The following is a 17,924-nucleotide window of genomic DNA, read 5'->3' on the forward strand; positions in this document are numbered from 1 at the left end:
CGGCCCGTGCCGAGCCCGCAGTACGTCGCCCCTCCTGCCCCTACCGCCACACCTGCCGCCGCACCGCCGCTGGCGGCGGCGGTCGTGCTCGGCGCGGGCAGCGGCAGCCGGGTGGGCGCCGAGGTCAACAAGGTGCTGCTGCCGCTGCGGGGTGTGCCGCTGCTGGCATGGTCGGTGCGCACCGCGCTCGCCACGCCGGGAGTCGGCCCCGTGGTGGTGGTCTGCCGCGCCGGGGAGCGCGCCGAGGTCGCCCACCTCCTCGGCGAGCACCTCGCCGAGGACCTCGAGGACCGCGCCCCGGGCCACGAGGTGCTGCTGGTCGACGGCGGCAGCACCCGGCAGGCCTCCGAGCAGGCGGCACTGGACGTGCTCGCGCCGCGGATCGCCGACGGCGCCGTGGACGTGGTCGCGATCCACGACGGCGCCCGGCCGCTGGCCGACGTCGAGCTGTGGCAGCGCGCCGTCGCCGTCGCCCGCGAGCACGGCGGCGCCGTACCGGCGCACGACCTGCCGGGGCTGCTGCCGCGGGCGGGCGGAGCGCTGCCGATCGCAGGCACCGACCGGCTGGTCGGGGTGCAGACGCCGCAGGCGTTCCGGGCAGCGCCCCTGGTGGCGTCGTACGCCGCGGCGCGCGCGGAGGGCTTCGACGGCACCGACACGGCCGCGACCTATGCGCGGTACGCCGAGGCGGCGGGACACGAGGCGGCCGGCACCATCCGCGCCGTACCGTCCGGGCCACGCAACCTCAAGGTCACCTTCGCCGACGACCTGGCGCTCGCCGCCGAGCTGCTGGACTGAGCCGACACGTCACCGGCACCTCACCACCACCACCGCACCACCACGGGCGGCGACTCGACGCGCCACGAGGGTCGATTCGGCGGACCACAAGGGTCGATTCGGCGAGGAGTCAGCGGGGTCAGCGGGGGTCGGTGAGCGCGGCCAGCACCGCGAGGTCCTCCTCCGAGGCCACGCGCCGCGCCTGCGGCGGTGCCTCGACGAGGGCGACCCGGTCGGCGCCGTACCGCTCGCGCAGCGCGGCGGTCAGCTCGACGAAGTCCAGCGACGGCAGGCGACCGCCGTCGGCGAGCAGGTCGGTGACCACCGAGGAGGGCAGCACGACCGGGGAGCAGACGCTCACCAGTCCCTCGCGGTCGACGGTCTCCCCGAGCACCGCGCCGCCCTCGGCCGCGTCGCCACCCTCGGCTGCACCACCAGCGTCGCTGGCGACCTTGACGGTGTCGGTCACCGGTCGTACGCCGACCACGACCTCGTCGGCCGCCTCGGCGCGCTCGGCGCAGCGGGCGAGGAAGTCCGGCGGCGTCATCGGGCACAGCGGGTCGTGCAGCACCAGCGCACCGCCGCGCTCGGCGACGTCGTCCCAGCCCAGCGTCTGGTCGAGCAGGTCGATGCCCGCCTCCCCCGCGGCCCACGCCGCGGCGGCGACCAGCGACTCGCCGTGGATGAGGTGGAACGGCAGGGAGCCGCGTCCCTCCTCCAGCACGATGCCCGAGGCAGGGACAGAAAAACCGACGACGTCATACGGATGGGGACTCATCGAGCCCCACCGTATGACGTCGTCGGATCGTTCAGGAAGCGAGGACCTCGTCGAGGATGGTCTCTGCCTTGTCCTCGTTGGTGTTCTCGCACAGCGCCAGCTCGGAGACGAGGATCTGGCGCGCCTTGGCCAGCATCCGCTTCTCGCCAGCCGACAGGCCACGGTCACGCTCGCGGCGCCACAGGTCGCGGACGACCTCCGCCACCTTCATGACGTCGCCGCTGTGCAGCTTCTCCAGGTTGGCCTTGTAACGACGCGACCAGTTGGTCGGCTCCTCGACGTGCTCCGCACGGAGCACACCGAACACACGGTCCAGTCCGGCCTTGTCCACGACGTCCCGGACACCCACGAGGTCCAGGTTGTCGGCGGGGACCCGGACAACCAGGTCCTGCTGTGCAACGATGCGGAGGACGAGGTACTGCCGCTCCTGGCCCTTGATCGTGCGCATCTCGATGTTTTCGATGACCGCAGCCCCATGATTGGGGTAAACGACCGTTTCGCCCACGGTGAAAGTCATATGAAAGTAGCCCCTTCCTAGGGTCGCCTATCCTACCACGTCCCCCCGCGGCCTAAAATGGTGTTTGCGCAGGTCAGCACGGCAATCCCCGTATTGACAACGGGACGCCAATGTGTTCGGGGCCGACCCGGCGTGTGCGGCCGGTCACTCGCCGCCCCCTCCCGGGACCACCCCGGGACGCCCCTCCCACGCCGATGTGGGAGGTCGATTCGGCGGGCCAGCAGCCTGTCACCCCGGTCGTGGTCAATACTGCCGACATGGCAAAGACGCAGCGTTGGCGACGCAAGCGCTCCGCCGGGGAGGACACCGCCCCTCAGGGCGCCGTCCCGGCGGGGTCGACCCTCGAGGCGGAGCGCGATGCTGCGCCCGAGGCGGAGGTCGACGACGTCGCTACGCCCGAGCCGGAGGTCGTCGACGACGCAGCGCCGGAGCGACCGGCCGAGGCCACTCCCGACACTGAGCCGGAGGCCTCGACCGGTGTCGACGACGAGGTCGTCGACACCGAGGTGGACGTCGACGACGACACCGAGGTCGAGGTCGAGACTGCGGTCGAGGTCGAGACTGCGGCCGAGGTCGAGTCTGCGGGCGAGGTCGAGTCTGCGGGCGAGGTCGAGACTGCGGACGCGGAGGAGCGCGCGGACGAGGACGCAGCCCAGCCCCCGCCGCCGTCCGCGAGCCGGTCGGGGCTCGGCGGCTGGCTGCTCGGCGGCCGGCCCGCCTCCGAGCTGGTGCCGCTGCAGCTGCTGCAGGCGGCCCACGCCAAGCAGGCCCTCACCACCGCGCTGGCGATGGGCCTGATCGCCGCGGCCGCCGGACGGCCGGCGCGCGAGGCCGGCGTCGTACTGCTCACCGTGCTGGTCGGGCAGAGCATCCTCGGCTGGCACAACGACATCGTCGACCGGCAGCGCGACGCCGCGCACTCCGCGAGCGGCAAGCCGATCGCGGCGGGACGGCTGCACCCGGACACGGTCTGGTACTCCATCGTCGTCGCCACCCTGCTGCTCGTCCCGTTGGCGATCACCACCGGCATCCGCGCCGGCTGCCTCTACCTGGCGGCCGTGGCGATCGGCATGCTCGGCAACGTCGTCGGCCGCACCGGCTTCTTCTCCTGGTGGTCGTGGGCGGCGTCGTACGCGCTGCTGCCCGCCTACCTCTCCTACGGCGGCTGGGGCGGCCAGGCCGTGGGCAGTGCGCCGGAGACCCCGATCGTGGTGCTCGCCGCACTCCTCGGGGTGGGCGTGCACTTCATGCGCTCGGTGTGGGGACTGGTCGCCGACCACGAGGACGGATGGACCTACCTGCCGCTCAAGCTCGGGCTGAAGCTCGGTGCGACCCGCCTGCTGGCGCTGTCCACCCTCTTCACCACGGTGGTGGCCGTCGCCCTGGTCGTGGTCGGCGCCCAGGTCGGGCTGTCGCGCTGACCTCGAGCCGGGCGATCGGTCCGGACCAAGAGGGCCCAGCGCTCGGCCGGAGCACGACCGCTAGAGTGTGGACGCTCCTACGCACACGCGCCCGGAGCGAGGAAACGGACCCCGGAGCCGCTCAGACGGCGCCGAACAAGAGCAGCGGAGGCTCGCCGACATGCATCACCTGCGCCCGACCGCAATCGCCGGAGTGTTGCTGGCGGCGTCGCTGACCCTGACGTCCTGCGGCTTCCAGTACCAGACGGACCGGGTCAACACGATCGCAGCGGGCGTCAACGTCCGCGACGCCGACGTGGAGGCCCTGGGCCTGCGCATCCTGGCCACCCAGCCCGGCACGGGCAAGCTCATCGGCGCGCTGGCCAACAACACCGGCGAGGACGTCGCGCTGGAGAGCGTCGGCTCCCCCGAGGACTCGCTGACCTCCGACTTCGAGCCCGTCGAGGTCGGCAAGGACGGCACCATCAACCTGGCCCAGGACGCCTCGGTCGAGGTGAACGGCGACTTCACCGCCGGCAACTTCGTCGACATCATCCTCACCTTCTCCAACGGTGAGGTCATCAGCGTGGGCGTCCCGGTCGTCAAGCGGTGCTACGAGTACACCGAGGTGCCCGAGCTCGACGCCAACCAGGGCGACGGCGCCGAGGCTGCCGCCGAGGAGGACGGCACCGCTGCCGACGAGGACGGCGCCGGTCTCCACGAGGAGGGCGGCGACGCCACCTTCAACTGCGCCGCCGACGCCCCGTCCCCGGAGGGTGGTCACTGAGATGACGTACACGCTGATCCTGCTCCGCCACGGCGAGAGCGAGTGGAACGCCAAGAACCTGTTCACCGGCTGGGTCGACGTCGCGCTGACCGACAAGGGCCGCGGCGAGGCCGTCCGCGGCGGGGAGCTGCTCAAGGAGGCCGGCATCCTGCCGGACGTCGTGCACACCTCCCTGCAGCGTCGCGCGATCAACACCGCCGCGATCGCCCTCGACGCCGCCGACCGGCACTGGATCCCGGTGCGTCGCTCGTGGCGGCTCAACGAGCGTCACTACGGTGCGCTCCAGGGCAAGGACAAGAAGGCGATCAAGGAGCAGTACGGCGAGGAGCAGTTCATGCTCTGGCGCCGCTCCTTCGACGTCCCGCCGCCGGAGATGCCCGACGACGACAAGTACTCCCAGGCCGGTGACCCCCGCTACGCCGACCTCGGCGACGAGCTGCCCCGCGCCGAGGCGCTCAAGCAGGTCATCGAGCGGCTGCTGCCCTACTGGGACGCCGCGGTCGTGCCGGACCTGCGGGCCGGGAACACGGTCCTCGTCGCCGCGCACGGCAACAGCCTGCGCGCGATCGTCAAGCACCTCGACCAGGTCAGCGACGCCGACATCGCCGCGCTGAACATCCCCACCGGGATGCCGCTGGTCTACGAGCTCGACGAGGAGACGCTGGCGCCCGTCGTACCGGGTGGGCGCTACCTGGACCCGGAGACCGCCGCCGCTGCTGCCGCCGCGGTCGCCAACCAGGGTCGCTGACCTCTCCCCCAGCCGTCCGGGGCACCGCCTCCCAAGCGAATTCGTCGGAATCTTCGAAGATCACGACGAAATCTCTTGGGAGGCGGTGCTTCTGTTTTGAAGTGGGGCCGGGTCAGCCCACCGCGGTCGGCTTGTGGCCGGTGACCACGAAGATCACCCGGTTGGCCACCGAGACCGCGTGGTCGGCGATCCGCTCGTAGTAGCGGCCCAGGAGCGCGATGTCGACGGCGGCCTCCACGCCGTGCGGCCAGTCGTCGGCGAGCAGCTGGGTGAAGCTGGCGCGGCGCAGCTGGTCCATCACCTCGTCGTCGCGGCCCAGGGCGATGGCGGCCTCCACGTCGCGCTCGGCGATCACGTCGACCACCCGGGTCACCATGTCCTCGGCGACCTCCGCCATCCGGGTCATCGTCGGCCGGACCTCGGCGGGCACCGCCACCGCCGGTACCCGCAGCCGCGCCACCTTCGCCACGTGCACCGACAGGTCGCCCATCCGCTCCAGCTCGGCCACCATCCGCAGTGCCGCCACGAGGGTGCGCAGGTCGGTGGCCACGGGCTGCTGCAGGGAGAGCAGGTCGAAGGCCTTCTCCTCCACCCGCTCCCGGGCCCGGTCGATGGCGGCGTCCTCGCTGATCACCCGCTCGGCGATCTCGGCGTCACCGGTCATCAGGGCCGTCGTGGCCTGGGAGACCGCAGTGCGCACCTGCCTGCCGATGGCGGACAGGTCGGCGAAGATGGAGTCGAGCTGGTCGATGTAGGCCTCACGCATGCCGGGCACGCTAGGCAGGGCAGATGAGGCGTTGACCCGCTCGGGGTGAACGCCAGATGAACAGTGCGAAGCCCCGCTTCCTCGATGGGGATGGGCCCCGTCGGGCGCCGTACGATCGCCGCGTGGACGCGACGACGCAGCAGGCCCTCCTGGCCGCGCTGCTCGGCGCCCTGGTCACCGCCGGCGCCGGCTTCGCCTGGTACCTCAGCGACCGCCAGCAGCGCCGGCAGCCGCCGGCCGAGGAGCCGGTGGTCCCCGACGGGGTGGCGGCCGTGCTCTCCGTGCTGCGCAGCAGCGCGGTGGTGCTCGACGAGTCCGACACGGTGCTCAAGGCCTCCGCCCCGGCCTACGCGATGGGCTTCGTCCGCGGCACCGACCTGCTCTCCGACGAGCTGGCCGAGGTGGTCCACCAGGTACGACGCGACGGCCAGATCCGCGAGACCGAGCTCGTCGTGCCGCGTCCCGGCGGGCTGCCCCGGCACGTCGTGGCGCGGGTCGCGCCGCTCGGCTCCCGCCTCGTGCTGGCGCTGGTCGAGGACCGCACCCGCGAGCGCCGGGTGGAGGAGGTGCGCCGCGACTTCGTCGCCAACGTCAGCCACGAGCTCAAGACGCCGGTGGGCGCCGTACGGATCCTCGCCGAGGCCGTGCAGGACGCCGCCGACGACCCCGAGGCGGTGCACCACTTCGCCTCGAGGATGCTGACCGAGTCCGAGCGGCTCGCCCGGCTGGTCGGCCAGATCATCGAGCTGTCCCGACTGCAGGGCGACGAGCCTCTGGAGCACCCCACGCCGGTGTCCATCGACGAGGTCGTCGCCGCCGCGGTGGACGGCACCCAGCTGGCCGCGGCCGCCAAGGACATCGCGGTGCTCGCCGAGGGCGAGGCCGGGCTCAAGGTCGTCGGCAGCGAGAAGCAGGTGGGGGCCGCGGTGGCCAACCTCGTCGCCAACGCCGTGGCCTACTCCGAGCCGACCTCACGGGTCGTGGTGACCCGGCGCCGGGTCGGCGACGACGTGGAGATCTCCGTGATCGACCGGGGCATCGGGATCCCCGAGGCCGAGGTGGAGCGCATCTTCGAGCGGTTCTACCGGGTCGACCCCGCCCGGCACCGCTCCACCGGCGGCACCGGCCTGGGCCTCTCGATCGTCAAGCACGTCGCGGCCACCCACGGCGGCGACGTACGGGTGTGGTCGGTCGAGGGCCAGGGCTCCACGTTCACGCTCACCCTGCCGGTGCAGCCCGAGCGGCACACCGCCCCCGCGCAGCACTCGCTCGCCCCCAAGGACACGCCCCCGCCGCATCCGCCGGCCGGGACCCCGCAGAACCGTGAGGAGGGCCCGTGACCCGGGTACTGGTCGTCGAGGACGAAGAGAGCTACAGCGACGCGCTGGGCTACCTGCTGCGCAAGGAGGGCTTCGAGGTCGCGATCGCCGCCGACGGCCACGCCGCGCTGCGGGAGTTCGACCGCTACGGCGCCGACATCGTGCTGCTCGACCTGATGCTCCCCGGCATCCCGGGCACCGAGGTGTGCCGCACCATCCGGCAGACCTCGAACGTGCCGGTGATCATGGTCAGCGCCAAGGACGACGAGGTGGACAAAGTCGTCGGGCTGGAGCTCGGCGCGGACGACTACGTCACCAAGCCGTACTCCCCGCGCGAGCTGGTCGCCCGGATCCGGGCCGTGCTGCGCCGCGGCCAGGACTCCGACCAGCCCGCCGACACCCTCGAGGCCGGTCCGGTCCGGATGGACGTCGAGCGGCACGTCGTGACCGTCAACGGCACCGAGCAGCGGCTGCCGCTGAAGGAGTTCGAGCTGCTGGAGATGTTCCTGCGCAACCCCGGCCGGGTGCTGACCCGCGGCCAGCTCATCGACCGGGTCTGGGGCTCCGACTACGTCGGCGACACCAAGACCCTCGACGTGCACGTGAAGCGGCTGCGCGCGAAGGTGGAGCCCGAGCCGAGCGAGCCGCGCTACCTGATCACCGTGCGCGGCCTGGGCTACAAGCTGGAGGTCTGAGACCGGGTGTCGGAGCGACCCCCTAGCGTGGGGGTCGTGCCCGAAGCCGCCCAGCCCGTCACCGGGCCCGACACTCCCGCCGTCCCGGGCGTGCTGCCGCTGCTCGCGGTCGGCGTGACCCTGGTGCTGTGGGCCAGCGCCTTCGTCGGCATCCGGCACCTGGCCGACGACTTCAGCGCCGGCGCCCTGTCCCTGGGGCGGCTGGCCGTGGGGGCGGTGGCGCTCGGGCTCGCCGCGCTCGCCCAGGGCATGCCCCGCCCCACCCGGCGGCAGTGGGCCTCGATCGCGGCAATCGGCGTGCTGTGGTTCGGCGTCTACAACGTCTCGCTCAACGCCGGTGAGCAGCGCGTGGACGCCGGCACCGCATCCCTGCTGATCCAGGTCTCCCCGGTGCTGATCGCACTGCTGGCCGCCGCCTTCCTCGGCGAGCGGTTCACCTGGACCCTGAGCGTCGGGCTGGTGCTGGCCTTCGCCGGGGTGGCGGTGATCGGCCTGTCCGGCTCGGGTGACGGCGCTGCGCCCAACGACCTGCTCGGCGTCGTGCTGTGCCTGGTGGCGGCCGCGGTGTACGCGGTCAGCGTGATCCTGCAGAAGCCCCTGCTGGCCCAGCTCTCCGCGCTGCAGGTGACCTGGCTGGCGTGCACGATCGGTGCCCTCGCCTGCCTGCCGTGGGCCGGCCAGCTCGTCGAGCAGGCCGGCCGTGCGCCGCTCTCCTCGTCGTTGTGGCTGGTCTACCTGGGCGTCTTCCCCACCGCGATCGCGTTCACGACGTACGCCTTCGCGCTGCGGCACATGAGCGCCTCCTCGCTCGGCGTGACCACCTACCTGGTGCCGCCGCTGACGATCGTGCTGGGCTGGCTGCTCCTGGACGAGGTGCCGCCGGTGGCGGCGTACGTCGGCGGCGCGCTCGCCCTGGTGGGCGTCGGCGTCGCTCGGCGCCGCCCGCGGAAGCGCGAGGCCGCACCCATTGCTGGACCGGACCCTGCCGAGGCCGCGGTGCAGGCTCCGGCGGTGCCTGGTGCGGTGCCTGGTGCGGTGCCTGGCGACGCCGGTCGCGACGGCCGGTAGGACCGCTGCGTCAGTCCGACTCCAGCCAGCCCCGGAACGCCTCCAGGTTGGCGGTGGACTCCCCGCGCTCGATCCGCCACTCCCACTCCTTGCGGATCGAGGTCTCGAAGCCGAGCTCGAGGATGGTGTTGAACGCGGAGTCGGCGTACTCCAGCACCGAGCCGAGCAGCCGGTCCAGGTCCTCGGCGTTCACCGACGACAGCGGCAGGCGGGCGTCGAGGTAGATGTCGCCGTGGGTGTCGATGCCGAACGCGACGGCGTACATCCTCATGTTCCGCTCGAGCAGCCAGCGGTAGACCCGCTCGAACTGCTCATCAGGGCGCCGGCACACGAACGCGTGCACCCCGAGGGCGTGCGGGCCGAGGTCGAGACGCACCGGCGTCTGCAGCTTCTTCTCGCCGGGCAGCGCGAAGCTGAACTGGCGCGCCTCGGTCTCCTCGAACTCGACCTCGTTGTCCCGCAGCCAGGTGCGTACGACGTCGGCGGGGTCACTCATCGCGGTTCTCCTCTGCGGGGCGCTTCCGGGGGCGGGGCTGCGCAGGCAGCCTAGGCGGGCGCCCCAGCGCGCCCTTCGGCTCAGCCGACCGGCTCAGCCGACCGGCTGGTTCGCCTGGCGCATCAGGGACCGGGCCCGCTCGTAGACCGACAGGGTCCGCTCGGCCGTGGCGTCCCAGGAGAAGCGCTCGGCCTGCACCAGCGCACCGGCGGCGAGCCGGTCCCGCAGGCCCGGGTCGCCGGCCACCTTCTCCAGCGCCGCGGCCCAGTCGTGCGGCTGGTGGGTGTCGACCAGCAGGCCGCTGTTGCCGTCGTCGACGACCGTGGTCAGCCCGCCCACGGCGGCGGCGACCACGGGCGCCCCGCACGCCTGCGCCTCGGCCGCAACCAGGCCGAACGACTCGTTGTAGGAGGGCACCGCGACCAGCGTGGCGGCGGAGTACCAGCCCGCGAGCTCGTGCTGCGGCACCGGCGGCACGAACCGGACCACGTCGGTGATCCCCAGCTCGGTGGCCAGGTTGGCCAGCGCGGTGGGTCGCTCCAGGCCGCTGCCCGAAGGGCCGCCGACCACCGGCACCACCAGCCGCGGGCGCAGGTCGGGGCGCCGCGCGACCAGCTCGGCGACGGCGCGCAGCAGCACGTCGGGCGCCTTCAGCGGCTGGATCCGGCCCGCGAACAGCAGCACCAGCGCGTCCTGCGGCAGGTCACGCTGGCGGCGGGCCTCGGCCCGCTCGGCGTCGGTGCGCGCCCGGAACACGTCGGTGTCGACGCCGGGGTGCACCACCTGGACGCGGGCCGGCTGGGCGTCGTACAGGTCGATGAGCTGGTGGGCCTCGAGGTCGGTGTTGGCGATGAGCACGTCGGCGGCCTCGACGACCTGCTGCTCGCCGATCAGCCGGGCGGGCGGCTCGGGGGTGTCGCCGACGGCGAGCGCGGTGTTCTTGACCTTCGCCATCGTGTGCATCGAGTGCACCAGCGGCACGCCCCAGCGGTCGCGGGCCAGGGCGCCGACCTGGCCGGAGAGCCAGTAGTGGGAGTGCACGACGTCGAAGTGGCCGGCCGGCTTGGCGGCCTCGGCGCGCAGCACCTCGCGGGCGAACACGCACAGCTGCCCGGGCAGCTCCTGCTTGGTCAGGCCCTCGAACGGGCCGGCGGGCACGTGGTGCACCGCCACGCCGTCGCACAGCGGCACCACCGGGTCGAGCCGGGAGCTGGTGGCCCGGGTGAACACGTCGACCTCGATGCCGCGGGCCGCGAGCCTGCGGGCGACCTCGACGACGTAGACGTTCATGCCGCCGGCGTCGCCCGTGCCGGGCTGGTCCAGCGGCGAGGTGTGCAGACTGATCATGGCCACGCGCCCGATCAGGGAGCCTGCCATGTCACCTCCTGCGTCGGACCGTCTCGCGCCACCGATCGGTGGCGATCGGTCAACCCTCCCAGTCTGCCCGGCATTCCCGTTCGGCCAAGATGGGGGTCATGAGCAACCGCGTCGCCGTCGTCACCGGAGCCTCCAGCGGGATCGGGGAGGCCACCGCCCGCCACCTCGCCCGGGAGGGGTTCGAGGTCGTCTGTGCGGCGCGGCGCACCGACCGGATCGAGACCCTCGCCGCCGAGATCGGCGGCCGCGCCGTCGCCTGCGACGTCACCGACGCCGACCAGGTCGCCGCGCTCGCCGAGGCGGCCGGCCCGCGGGTCGACGTACTGGTCAACAACGCCGGCGGTGCCTTCGGCCTGGAGCCCGTCGCCGAGGGCGACGCCGAGCAGTGGCGCGCCATGTACGACGTCAACGTGGTCGGGCTGATGCTCGTCACCAAGGCGCTGCTGCCCGCGCTGATCGCCTCCGGCGCCGGCGTCATCGTCAACGTCGGCTCCATCGCCGGGCGCCGCGCCTACGAGGGCGGAGCGGGCTACACCGCCGCCAAGCACGGCACCAAGGTGGTCACCGAGACGCTGCGCCTGGAGCTGGTCGACCAGCCGGTGCGGGTCTGCGAGGTCGCCCCCGGCATGGTGCGCACCGACGAGTTCTCCCTCGTCCGGTTCGGCGGCGACCAGGAGAAGGCCGACGCCGTCTACGCCGGGGTCGACGCCCCGCTGGTGGCCGACGACGTCGCCGACGCGATCACCTGGGTCGCCACCCGGCCCGCGCACGTCAACATCGACGAGCTCGTCATCAAGCCGCGCGCGCAGGCCGCGCCGCACAAGGTGCACCGGGTCCTCTGAGGTTCACAGGCGTCACACCGGCGGGGGTTTCCTGGCGGGTTTCGGGGGTGGAACCCCAGAAAAACGCAGGAATCCCCGGTCGACCGGGGATTCCTACAGCTCAGCCTCAGGCCAGCGCGCGGTCCAGGGCCGCCGCGACGTGCAAAGACGTGCAGCCGAAGACGGGCAGGTCGGAGTCGGCCTGGCGGACGAGCAGCTCGAGCTCGGAGCAGCCGAGGATGACGCCGCCGGCGCCGGCGTCCCAGAGCTCGTCGATCAGCGCCACGACGTTCTTGCGGGAGGCGTCGATGACCTTCCCGTGCACGAGCTCGTCGTAGATGATCCGGTTCATCTCGTCGTGCCGCTCGGGCTCGGGCACGAGGACCTCGAGGCCGTGCGAGGCGATCCGGTCGGTGAAAAAGGTGCGCGACATCGCGAACTTGGTGCCGAGCAGCGCCACGGTCTCCACGTCCTGGGCCTTGCACGCCTGTGCGACGACGTCGCCGAGGTGCAGCAGCGGGATGTCGACGGCGTCGGAGACCTGCTCGGCGACGCGGTGGAACGTGGTGGTGCACAGCATCAGGAAGTCGGCGCCGGCGCGCTCGACGGAGATCGCGGCTGCCCGCAGGACCTCGGCGACGCCGTCCCAGTCCTCGGCCTCCTGCAGCGCGGTGACCTCGGCGAAGTCGACGGAGGCCAGGACGCTGCGGGCGGAGTGCAGCCCACCCAGACTCTCCTCGACACCACGGTTGAGTGCCTCGTAGTACGCCGCGCTGCTCTCCCACGACATGCCGCCGACGAGTCCGATGGTCTGCATGCCGGCGAGTCTAGTGACCCGGCCGGGTCCCGGTGGGCGCCGGGCAGCGGGCCGGGCAGCGTCCGGGCAGCGTCCGGGCAGCGTCCGGGCAGCGGCCGACGATGTGAGCCCGGACGCGGTGCGCCGTTAGGCTGGCAGACGGCCCTGAGCCGCCCGAGCGAGCCTCCGTGTTCTCCCCGGGTGCCGGCGGCCCCCGAGGACCTTCGACGAGAGCGACACCGTACACCCATGTCTGACACCACCCGCCGCCGCAAGGACCTGCGCAACGTCGCCATCGTGGCCCACGTCGACCACGGCAAGACGACGCTCGTGGACGCCATGCTGCGCCAGGCCGGCGCCTTCACCGAGCACCAGGCCGAGTCCGTCGCCGAGCGCGTGATGGACTCCGGCGACCTGGAGCGCGAGAAGGGCATCACCATCCTCGCCAAGAACACCGCGGTGCACTACCGCGGTCCCTCGGCGCAGGAGATGGCCGACGGCGACATGGTCATCAACATCATCGACACCCCCGGCCACGCCGACTTCGGTGGCGAGGTCGAGCGCGGCCTGTCCATGGTCGACGGCATCGTGCTGCTGGTCGACGCCTCCGAGGGCCCGCTGCCGCAGACCCGGTTCGTGCTGCGCAAGGCGCTGAACGCGAACATGCCGGTGATCCTGGTGGTCAACAAGACCGACCGCGGCGACGCCCGGATCGACGAGGTCGTCGACGAGACCTACGAGCTGTTCATGGACCTGCTCGACGACTCCCACGCCCAGGACGCGCTGGACTTCCCCGTGGTCTACGCCTCGGGCAAGGCCGGCATCGCCTCGCTGACCAAGCCGGAGAACGCGACGCTGCCCGAGGGCAACGACCTCGAGCCGCTGTTCCGCACCATCCTGGAGAACATCCCGGCGCCGGAGTACGACGAGGGCGCTCCCCTGCAGGCCCACGTCACCAACCTCGACGCCTCCCCGTTCCTCGGCCGCCTGGCGCTGCTGCGGATCAAGCAGGGCACGCTGAAGAAGGGCCAGACCGTGGCCTGGATGCGGCGCGACGGCGGCGTGAAGAACGTCAAGATCACCGAGCTGCTGATCACCGAGGGCCTGGAGCGCAAGCCCGGCGAGTCCGCCGGCCCCGGCGACATCGTCGCGGTCGCCGGCATCCCGGAGATCACCATCGGCGAGACCCTGGCCGACGCGGAGAACCCGATCGCGCTGCCGCTGATTCACGTCGACGAGCCCGCGATCTCGATGACCATCGGCACCAACACCTCCCCGCTGGTGGGCAAGGGCGGCAAGGGCCACAAGGTCACCGCCCGCCTGGTCAAGGACCGCCTCGACGCCGAGCTGATCGGCAACGTGTCGCTGCGCGTGCTGCCCACCGAGCGCCCCGACGCCTGGGAGGTGCAGGGCCGCGGCGAGCTGGCGCTGGCCATCCTGGTCGAGCAGATGCGCCGCGAGGGCTACGAGCTGACCGTCGGCAAGCCGCAGGTGGTCACCAAGGAGGTCGACGGCAGGCTGCACGAGCCGTTCGAGCGCCTGACCATCGACGCCCCCGAGGAGTTCCTCGGCACGATCACCGAGCTGCTCGCCAACCGGAAGGGCCGCATGGAGGGCATGACGAACCACGGCACCGGCTGGGTGCGCATGGAGTTCGTCGTCCCCGCCCGTGGCCTGATCGGCTTCCGCACCGACTTCCTCACCGAGACCCGCGGCACCGGCATCGCGCACTCCATCTCGGAGGGCTACTTCCCGTGGGCCGGTGAGATCCGCTCGCGCCAGTCCGGCTCGCTGGTCGCGGACCGCTCGGGTGCGGCCACGGCGTACGCGATGACGTCACTGCAGGAGCGCGGCACGATGTTCGTCGAGCCCGGCACCGAGGTGTACGAGGGCATGATCGTCGGCGAGAACTCCCGCGCCGACGACATGGACGTCAACATCACCAAGGAGAAGCAGCAGACCAACATCCGGTCCGCCACCTCCGACAACTTCGAGAAGCTCATCCCGCCGAAGAAGCTCTCCCTCGAGCAGTGCCTGGAGTTCTGCCGCGAGGACGAGTGCGTGGAGATCACCCCGGAGATGGTCCGCATCCGCAAGGTGATCCTCGACGCCAACGAGCGCGCGAAGATCACCAGCCGGGCGCGCAAGGCCAACAAGGCCTGAGCCCCACCGGCACGTACGTCGGCCCGTCACCGCACTCGCGGTGGCGGGCCTTCGTCGTTCCTGGAGAGGGGGCTTGCCGTCGCTACAGTGAGCCCATGAGCGAACACCGCGTGCCGGCTCCCGTCGTCGCCGACGGGGAGAAGCCGAAGGGACCGGCGTCGTACTTCCCGAGCATCGAGAAGACCTACGGACGCCCCGTGCAGGCATGGCTCGACCTGGCCGCCGACCGCCTCGACCAGCACCCCCACATGGAGGTCGTGGCGTGGTTGAAGGACAGCCACGGGCTGGGGCACGGTCACGCCAACGCGATCGTGGCCTACGTGAAGGCCCAGCTCGCCGGCTGATCCCCTCCCTCCCCACCGCCTCACCGGGAAATGATGCAGTTTCCTGTACGGAAAACGCTTTCCATCCTGGAAAGTCCATGGTCTACTTTCCACACCGGAAAGTCGTCCGCACCTGCGGACCCCTCAGAGGAGAGCTCCATGGACGAGAAGCGTCACGACGTCGAAGCGGCCGAGGCGGCCCGCGCCCTCGAGACGATCGCCGCCACGCGCCACGAGGTCGCGGCACGCGTGGGGAGCCCGCCGCACTACTACACGAAGGTCGCCGCCGCCGGGGCGATCCTCTGCCTCGCGCAGCCCTTGGACAGCCGCACCAGGTTCTTCGTGACCCTCATCGCGCTCATCCCCCTGGGCTGGGCCATCCGGTCCTACTCCCGTCACACGGGCACCTGGACCATGGCCACGCTGCGCGAGAAGGGCGCCTGGATGGCCTGGCTGATCATCGGCGTCATGCTCGCGGCGCTGACCTCGGCCATGATCACCCAGAACCTCGTCGCCAGCGTCGTCGGCGCCCTCGTGATCCTCCTGGTCGTGCCGGTCGTCGGGCCGCGCTGGGACGCCGCGTGGGTCCGCAGCCTGACCCCGGAGGAGTCGGCTGAGCGGTCGGCGGAGGGGTCGGCGGAGGGGGCGGCGGAGGGGTCGGCGGAGGACACGGTCGAGGAGACGCCGTGAGTGCGCCCGAGGCACGGTTCGACACCCTCGTCCACGCACCGCACCGGCTGCAGATCTGTGCCGTGCTCGACACGGTCGACCAGGCCGAGTTCGCGCTGCTGCGCGACAGCCTCGGGGTCTCCGACTCCGTCCTGAGCAAGCAGGTCAAGGCCTTGGAGGACGCCGGCTACGTCAAGGTCTCCAAGGGACTGGTCGAGCGGCGTACGCGCACGTGGGTCGCGTTCACGAAGAGCGGTCGTCGGGCCTATCGCGGACACGTCGCAGCACTGCGCGCGATGATCGGCACCTGACTCGGCCGGGAGACGGGCAGGGTGAGGGCCGGAGCAGAGCAACGCCCGCCCTTCGTCGTTGAAGGGCGGGCGCTCTCCGCTTCCCAAGCGTTCTTGTCGGTTTTCGGCCGAATCTCGACGAAAACGCTTGGGAGACGGTTCGGGAATCGACGGTTCAGAACTCGACGCGCAGCTCGTCGCTGAGCGGTCTGGCCTGGCAGGTGAGGATGATGCCGTCGGCGATGTCCTCGGGGTCGAGGACGCCGGCGTTGCCGAGGTCGACCTCGCCGCGGGTCAGGGTGGCGGCACACGAGCCGCACTCGCCCTCGCGGCACGAGAACGGCACCCGCACCCCCGCCGAGAGCAGTACGTCGACGAGGCTGGTCGCGCGCGGCCAGCGCAGCTGGTGCTCGGCGCCGTCGATCTCCACGGCCACCTGCGGCGCGTCGGCGTCGGCGACCTCCACCGGCGCCGGCTCGTCCGCGGCGAACGGGTCGCCGGACAGCGAGGTGAAGACCTCGGCGTGCACCCGGTCGCGGGGCATGCCGACGCTCCGCGCCGCCTCGCGCACGGCGTCCATGAACGGCGCCGGGCCGCAGGTGAACAGCCGCCGGTCGTCGTACGGCGCCAGCAGCGGGGCCAGCAGGTCGGCGCGGGGCAGGCCCTGCACGCTCTCCAGCCAGTGCACCACGGTGAGCCGGTCGGGGTGCTCGGCGACCAGGTCGCGCAGCTCGGCGCCGAAGATCACCGACGTCTCGTCGCGGTTGGCGTAGACGAGCGCGACGCGGCCGGTGCCCTTGGCCAGCACCGACTTCAGGATCGAGATCACCGGGGTGACGCCGCTGCCGGCGGCCAGCAGGACCAGGTCCTCGTCGAGGTCGGGCGGGGTGAAGACGCCGGCCGGCGCCAGCACCTCCAGCTCGTCCCCGGCGGCGACGTGGTCGCACAGCCAGTTCGAGGCGTAGCCGTCGGCGGTGCGCTTCACGGTGACCTTCAGCCGCGCGTCGACGTACGGCGAGCTGGCCATCGAGTAGCAGCGCGCCACGGACCCGGTGCGCTCGCTGGGCACCTTGAGGGTGAGGAACTGCCCGGGCAGGTAGTCGAACGTCGCGCCCTGCTCGGGCGGCACCTCGAACACCAGGGAGCGGGCGTCGGCGGTCTCGTCGAGGACCTCGACCACCCGCAGCGCCAGGCCGCGGCTCATCGCGCGTCCTCGCGGGTGAGGAAGCCGATGACGGTCGGCAGCCAGGCCTCGCGGGCCTCGATCATCGTCCAGTGCCCGCAGCGGGGGAAGACGTGCAGCTCGCCGTCGGGCAGGTCGCGCATCGCCAGGAGCGCGGAGTCGACGGGCGAGACCCGGTCGTCGCGGCCCCAGGTGACCAGGGTCGGTGCCTGCAGCTTGTGCAGCTGCGCCCAGTAGGGCACGGCGTCGCCCATCGCGTTGGCCGCGATCGTGGCGGCGAACGCCTTGGTGCTGTACATCCGCCGGGCGATCTCGAGCGTCTTCGGGTCGGTGGCCAGGCGCCAGCGCTCCTCGATGAGCTCCTCGGTCACCAGCGCCGGGTCGTGCACCATCGCGTGCAGCCAGCGCACGAGCCGCTCGCGGCTGGGCTCGTCGGTGAACTCCATCAGCAGCTTGATGCCCTCGCTGGGGTTCGGGGAGAAGACGTTGCGGCCGATGCCACCGACGGTGACGAGGCGTCGTACCCGCTGCGGCTCGGCGATCGCCACCTTCGCCGCGACGATGCCGCCCATCGAGTTGCCGATGATGTCGACCGCACCCAGCCCGAGGGCGTCGAGGAAGACCCCGACCGCAGACTCGGCCATCACCATCGGGTGTCCCTCGACCGGGTCGCTGACCCCGAAGCCGGGGAACTCCAGCACCAGGCAGCGCCGGTGCTGCGCGAGCTCGGCGAGGACGCCGCGGTAGTTCTGCCAGCCGGTCACACCCGGGCCGGAACCGTGCAGCAGCAGCAGCGGCTCGCCGTGGCCGGCCTCGTGGTAGCGCAGGGTCCCGAGCTCGGTCGCCACCTCCCGGCGGGTGGCCTCGTGGCTCACGTCAGTCGTCATGACCCCAGGTTGTCGCGCGCGCGGGACCGGCTCACCCGCGTTCCCGCCCAACGAGAAGAGTGCG

20 protein-coding genes are annotated in these 17,924 nt (G+C 72.1%); 12 read left to right on the forward strand and 8 right to left on the reverse strand.

Translation table 11 applies throughout. The features are described from left to right. The first annotated feature begins 6 nt into the window (after positions 1–6). Positions 7–798: an IspD/TarI family cytidylyltransferase gene (locus KG111_RS15265; RefSeq protein WP_249666161.1), complete on the forward strand. Its 792-nt coding sequence runs from the start codon at positions 7–9 to the stop codon at positions 796–798. Between the two features lie 118 nt (positions 799–916). On the opposite strand, the gene KG111_RS15270 is transcribed toward KG111_RS15265, so the two are convergent. Together KG111_RS15270 and KG111_RS15275 are read right to left on the reverse strand one after the other, a co-directional pair. Beyond that, a complete protein-coding gene (locus KG111_RS15270; RefSeq protein WP_205289635.1) occupies positions 917–1,555 on the reverse strand; it encodes a 2-C-methyl-D-erythritol 4-phosphate cytidylyltransferase in 639 nt (212 codons plus the stop codon). Positions 1,556–1,586: 31 nt separating this feature from the next. Continuing rightward, a complete protein-coding gene (locus tag KG111_RS15275; RefSeq protein WP_205289636.1) occupies positions 1,587–2,072 on the reverse strand; it encodes a CarD family transcriptional regulator in 486 nt (161 codons plus the stop codon). A 257-nt stretch (positions 2,073–2,329) separates the two neighbouring features. Between KG111_RS15275 and KG111_RS15280 the strand changes: the two genes are divergently transcribed. The 3 genes from KG111_RS15280 (at position 2,330) to KG111_RS15290 (ending at position 5,007) form a co-directional block, all read left to right on the forward strand. Then, entirely contained in the window at positions 2,330–3,493 is a 1,164-nt protein-coding gene (locus KG111_RS15280) for a UbiA family prenyltransferase (protein ID WP_205289637.1), read from the forward strand. 160 nt (positions 3,494–3,653) lie between these two features. Further along, entirely contained in the window at positions 3,654–4,259 is a 606-nt protein-coding gene (locus KG111_RS15285; RefSeq protein WP_205289638.1) for a copper chaperone PCu(A)C, read from the forward strand. Between the two features lies 1 nt (position 4,260). After that, entirely contained in the window at positions 4,261–5,007 is a 747-nt protein-coding gene (locus KG111_RS15290) for a phosphoglyceromutase (protein WP_205289639.1), read from the forward strand. A gap of 112 nt (positions 5,008–5,119) precedes the next feature. On the opposite strand, the gene phoU is transcribed toward KG111_RS15290, so the two are convergent. Then, positions 5,120–5,773 (reverse strand): phosphate signaling complex protein PhoU, encoded by a 654-nt coding sequence (phoU, locus tag KG111_RS15295; RefSeq protein ID WP_205289640.1) that lies wholly within the window; start codon positions 5,771–5,773, stop codon positions 5,120–5,122. 122 nt (positions 5,774–5,895) lie between these two features. Here phoU and KG111_RS15300 point away from each other — a divergent pair, with 122 nt between their 5' ends. The 3 genes from KG111_RS15300 to KG111_RS15310 are packed head-to-tail and all read left to right on the forward strand — an operon-like array spanning position 5,896 to position 8,855. Then, positions 5,896–7,113, forward strand: a complete 1,218-nt coding sequence (locus tag KG111_RS15300; RefSeq protein ID WP_205289641.1) for a sensor histidine kinase — start codon at positions 5,896–5,898, stop codon at positions 7,111–7,113. Continuing rightward, positions 7,110–7,787, forward strand: coding sequence for a response regulator transcription factor (locus KG111_RS15305; protein WP_205289642.1), 678 nt, complete (start codon positions 7,110–7,112; stop codon positions 7,785–7,787). Before KG111_RS15300 ends, KG111_RS15305 begins: the two co-directional genes overlap by 4 nt. Before the next feature lie 36 nt (positions 7,788–7,823). Next, positions 7,824–8,855 (forward strand): DMT family transporter, encoded by a 1,032-nt coding sequence (locus tag KG111_RS15310; RefSeq protein WP_249666162.1) that lies wholly within the window; start codon positions 7,824–7,826, stop codon positions 8,853–8,855. Positions 8,856–8,865: 10 nt separating this feature from the next. Here the strand turns inward: KG111_RS15310 and KG111_RS15315 are convergent, their stop codons facing one another. Both KG111_RS15315 and mshA read right to left on the reverse strand, forming a co-directional pair. After that, on the reverse strand, positions 8,866–9,351 hold the full coding sequence (locus KG111_RS15315) for a type III secretion system chaperone family protein (RefSeq protein ID WP_205289643.1): 486 nt from the start codon (positions 9,349–9,351) through the stop codon (positions 8,866–8,868). Positions 9,352–9,444: 93 nt separating this feature from the next. Next, positions 9,445–10,728, reverse strand: a complete 1,284-nt coding sequence (gene mshA / locus KG111_RS15320; protein ID WP_205289644.1) for a D-inositol-3-phosphate glycosyltransferase — start codon at positions 10,726–10,728, stop codon at positions 9,445–9,447. Between the two features lie 98 nt (positions 10,729–10,826). On the opposite strand from mshA, the gene KG111_RS15325 reads away from it, so the two are divergent. Further along, on the forward strand, positions 10,827–11,570 hold the full coding sequence (locus KG111_RS15325) for an SDR family NAD(P)-dependent oxidoreductase (RefSeq protein WP_205289645.1): 744 nt from the start codon (positions 10,827–10,829) through the stop codon (positions 11,568–11,570). A gap of 106 nt (positions 11,571–11,676) precedes the next feature. Here KG111_RS15325 and KG111_RS15330 read toward each other — a convergent pair whose 3' ends face one another. Next, positions 11,677–12,366 (reverse strand): aspartate/glutamate racemase family protein, encoded by a 690-nt coding sequence (locus KG111_RS15330; protein ID WP_205289646.1) that lies wholly within the window; start codon positions 12,364–12,366, stop codon positions 11,677–11,679. Between the two features lie 228 nt (positions 12,367–12,594). Here KG111_RS15330 and typA point away from each other — a divergent pair, with 228 nt between their 5' ends. From typA to KG111_RS15350, 4 genes are all read left to right on the forward strand, one after another. Further along, positions 12,595–14,508 carry a translational GTPase TypA gene (gene typA / locus KG111_RS15335; protein ID WP_205289647.1) on the forward strand — a complete coding sequence of 638 codons (1,914 nt, stop codon included), beginning with the start codon at positions 12,595–12,597 and terminating at the stop codon, positions 14,506–14,508. Positions 14,509–14,603: 95 nt separating this feature from the next. Beyond that, the gene (locus tag KG111_RS15340; RefSeq protein ID WP_205289648.1) at positions 14,604–14,852 is read left to right on the forward strand and encodes a DUF4287 domain-containing protein; all 249 of its coding nucleotides are present in this window, start codon (positions 14,604–14,606) and stop codon (positions 14,850–14,852) included. A gap of 138 nt (positions 14,853–14,990) precedes the next feature. Continuing rightward, on the forward strand, positions 14,991–15,521 hold the full coding sequence (locus KG111_RS15345) for a hypothetical protein (protein ID WP_205289649.1): 531 nt from the start codon (positions 14,991–14,993) through the stop codon (positions 15,519–15,521). Then, a complete protein-coding gene (locus KG111_RS15350) occupies positions 15,518–15,811 on the forward strand; it encodes a winged helix-turn-helix domain-containing protein (RefSeq protein ID WP_205289650.1) in 294 nt (97 codons plus the stop codon). Before KG111_RS15345 ends, KG111_RS15350 begins: the two co-directional genes overlap by 4 nt. A 154-nt stretch (positions 15,812–15,965) precedes the next feature. Here KG111_RS15350 and KG111_RS15355 read toward each other — a convergent pair whose 3' ends face one another. Further along, positions 15,966–16,994, reverse strand: a complete 1,029-nt coding sequence (locus tag KG111_RS15355; RefSeq protein ID WP_205289651.1) for a ferredoxin--NADP reductase — start codon at positions 16,992–16,994, stop codon at positions 15,966–15,968. Beyond that, positions 16,991–17,860: an alpha/beta fold hydrolase gene (locus KG111_RS15360; RefSeq protein ID WP_205289652.1), complete on the reverse strand. Its 870-nt coding sequence runs from the start codon at positions 17,858–17,860 to the stop codon at positions 16,991–16,993. Before KG111_RS15360 ends, KG111_RS15355 begins: the two co-directional genes overlap by 4 nt. Positions 17,861–17,924 lie beyond the last annotated feature (64 nt).

The sequence above is a fragment of the Nocardioides faecalis genome (assembly GCF_018388425.1).
In the GTDB taxonomy this organism is placed as follows: domain Bacteria; phylum Actinomycetota; class Actinomycetes; order Propionibacteriales; family Nocardioidaceae; genus Nocardioides; species Nocardioides faecalis.

Bases quoted from the DNA above. Each gene is read 5' to 3' on its own strand.
- KG111_RS15270 (WP_205289635.1), bottom strand. From the start codon at position 1,555: ATGAGTCCCCATCCGTATGACGTCGTCGGTTTTTCTGTCCCTGCCTCG.
- KG111_RS15275 (WP_205289636.1), bottom strand. From the start codon at position 2,072: ATGACTTTCACCGTGGGCGAAACGGTCGTTTACCCCAATCATGGGGCT.
- KG111_RS15280 (WP_205289637.1), top strand. From the start codon at position 2,330: ATGGCAAAGACGCAGCGTTGGCGACGCAAGCGCTCCGCCGGGGAGGAC.
- KG111_RS15285 (WP_205289638.1), top strand. From the start codon at position 3,654: ATGCATCACCTGCGCCCGACCGCAATCGCCGGAGTGTTGCTGGCGGCG.
- KG111_RS15290 (WP_205289639.1), top strand. From the start codon at position 4,261: ATGACGTACACGCTGATCCTGCTCCGCCACGGCGAGAGCGAGTGGAAC.
- phoU (WP_205289640.1), bottom strand. From the start codon at position 5,773: ATGCGTGAGGCCTACATCGACCAGCTCGACTCCATCTTCGCCGACCTG.
- KG111_RS15315 (WP_205289643.1), bottom strand. From the start codon at position 9,351: ATGAGTGACCCCGCCGACGTCGTACGCACCTGGCTGCGGGACAACGAG.
- mshA (WP_205289644.1), bottom strand. From the start codon at position 10,728: ATGGCAGGCTCCCTGATCGGGCGCGTGGCCATGATCAGTCTGCACACC.
- KG111_RS15325 (WP_205289645.1), top strand. From the start codon at position 10,827: ATGAGCAACCGCGTCGCCGTCGTCACCGGAGCCTCCAGCGGGATCGGG.
- KG111_RS15330 (WP_205289646.1), bottom strand. From the start codon at position 12,366: ATGCAGACCATCGGACTCGTCGGCGGCATGTCGTGGGAGAGCAGCGCG.
- typA (WP_205289647.1), top strand. From the start codon at position 12,595: ATGTCTGACACCACCCGCCGCCGCAAGGACCTGCGCAACGTCGCCATC.
- KG111_RS15340 (WP_205289648.1), top strand. From the start codon at position 14,604: ATGAGCGAACACCGCGTGCCGGCTCCCGTCGTCGCCGACGGGGAGAAG.
- KG111_RS15345 (WP_205289649.1), top strand. From the start codon at position 14,991: ATGGACGAGAAGCGTCACGACGTCGAAGCGGCCGAGGCGGCCCGCGCC.
- KG111_RS15355 (WP_205289651.1), bottom strand. From the start codon at position 16,994: ATGAGCCGCGGCCTGGCGCTGCGGGTGGTCGAGGTCCTCGACGAGACC.
- KG111_RS15360 (WP_205289652.1), bottom strand. From the start codon at position 17,860: ATGACGACTGACGTGAGCCACGAGGCCACCCGCCGGGAGGTGGCGACC.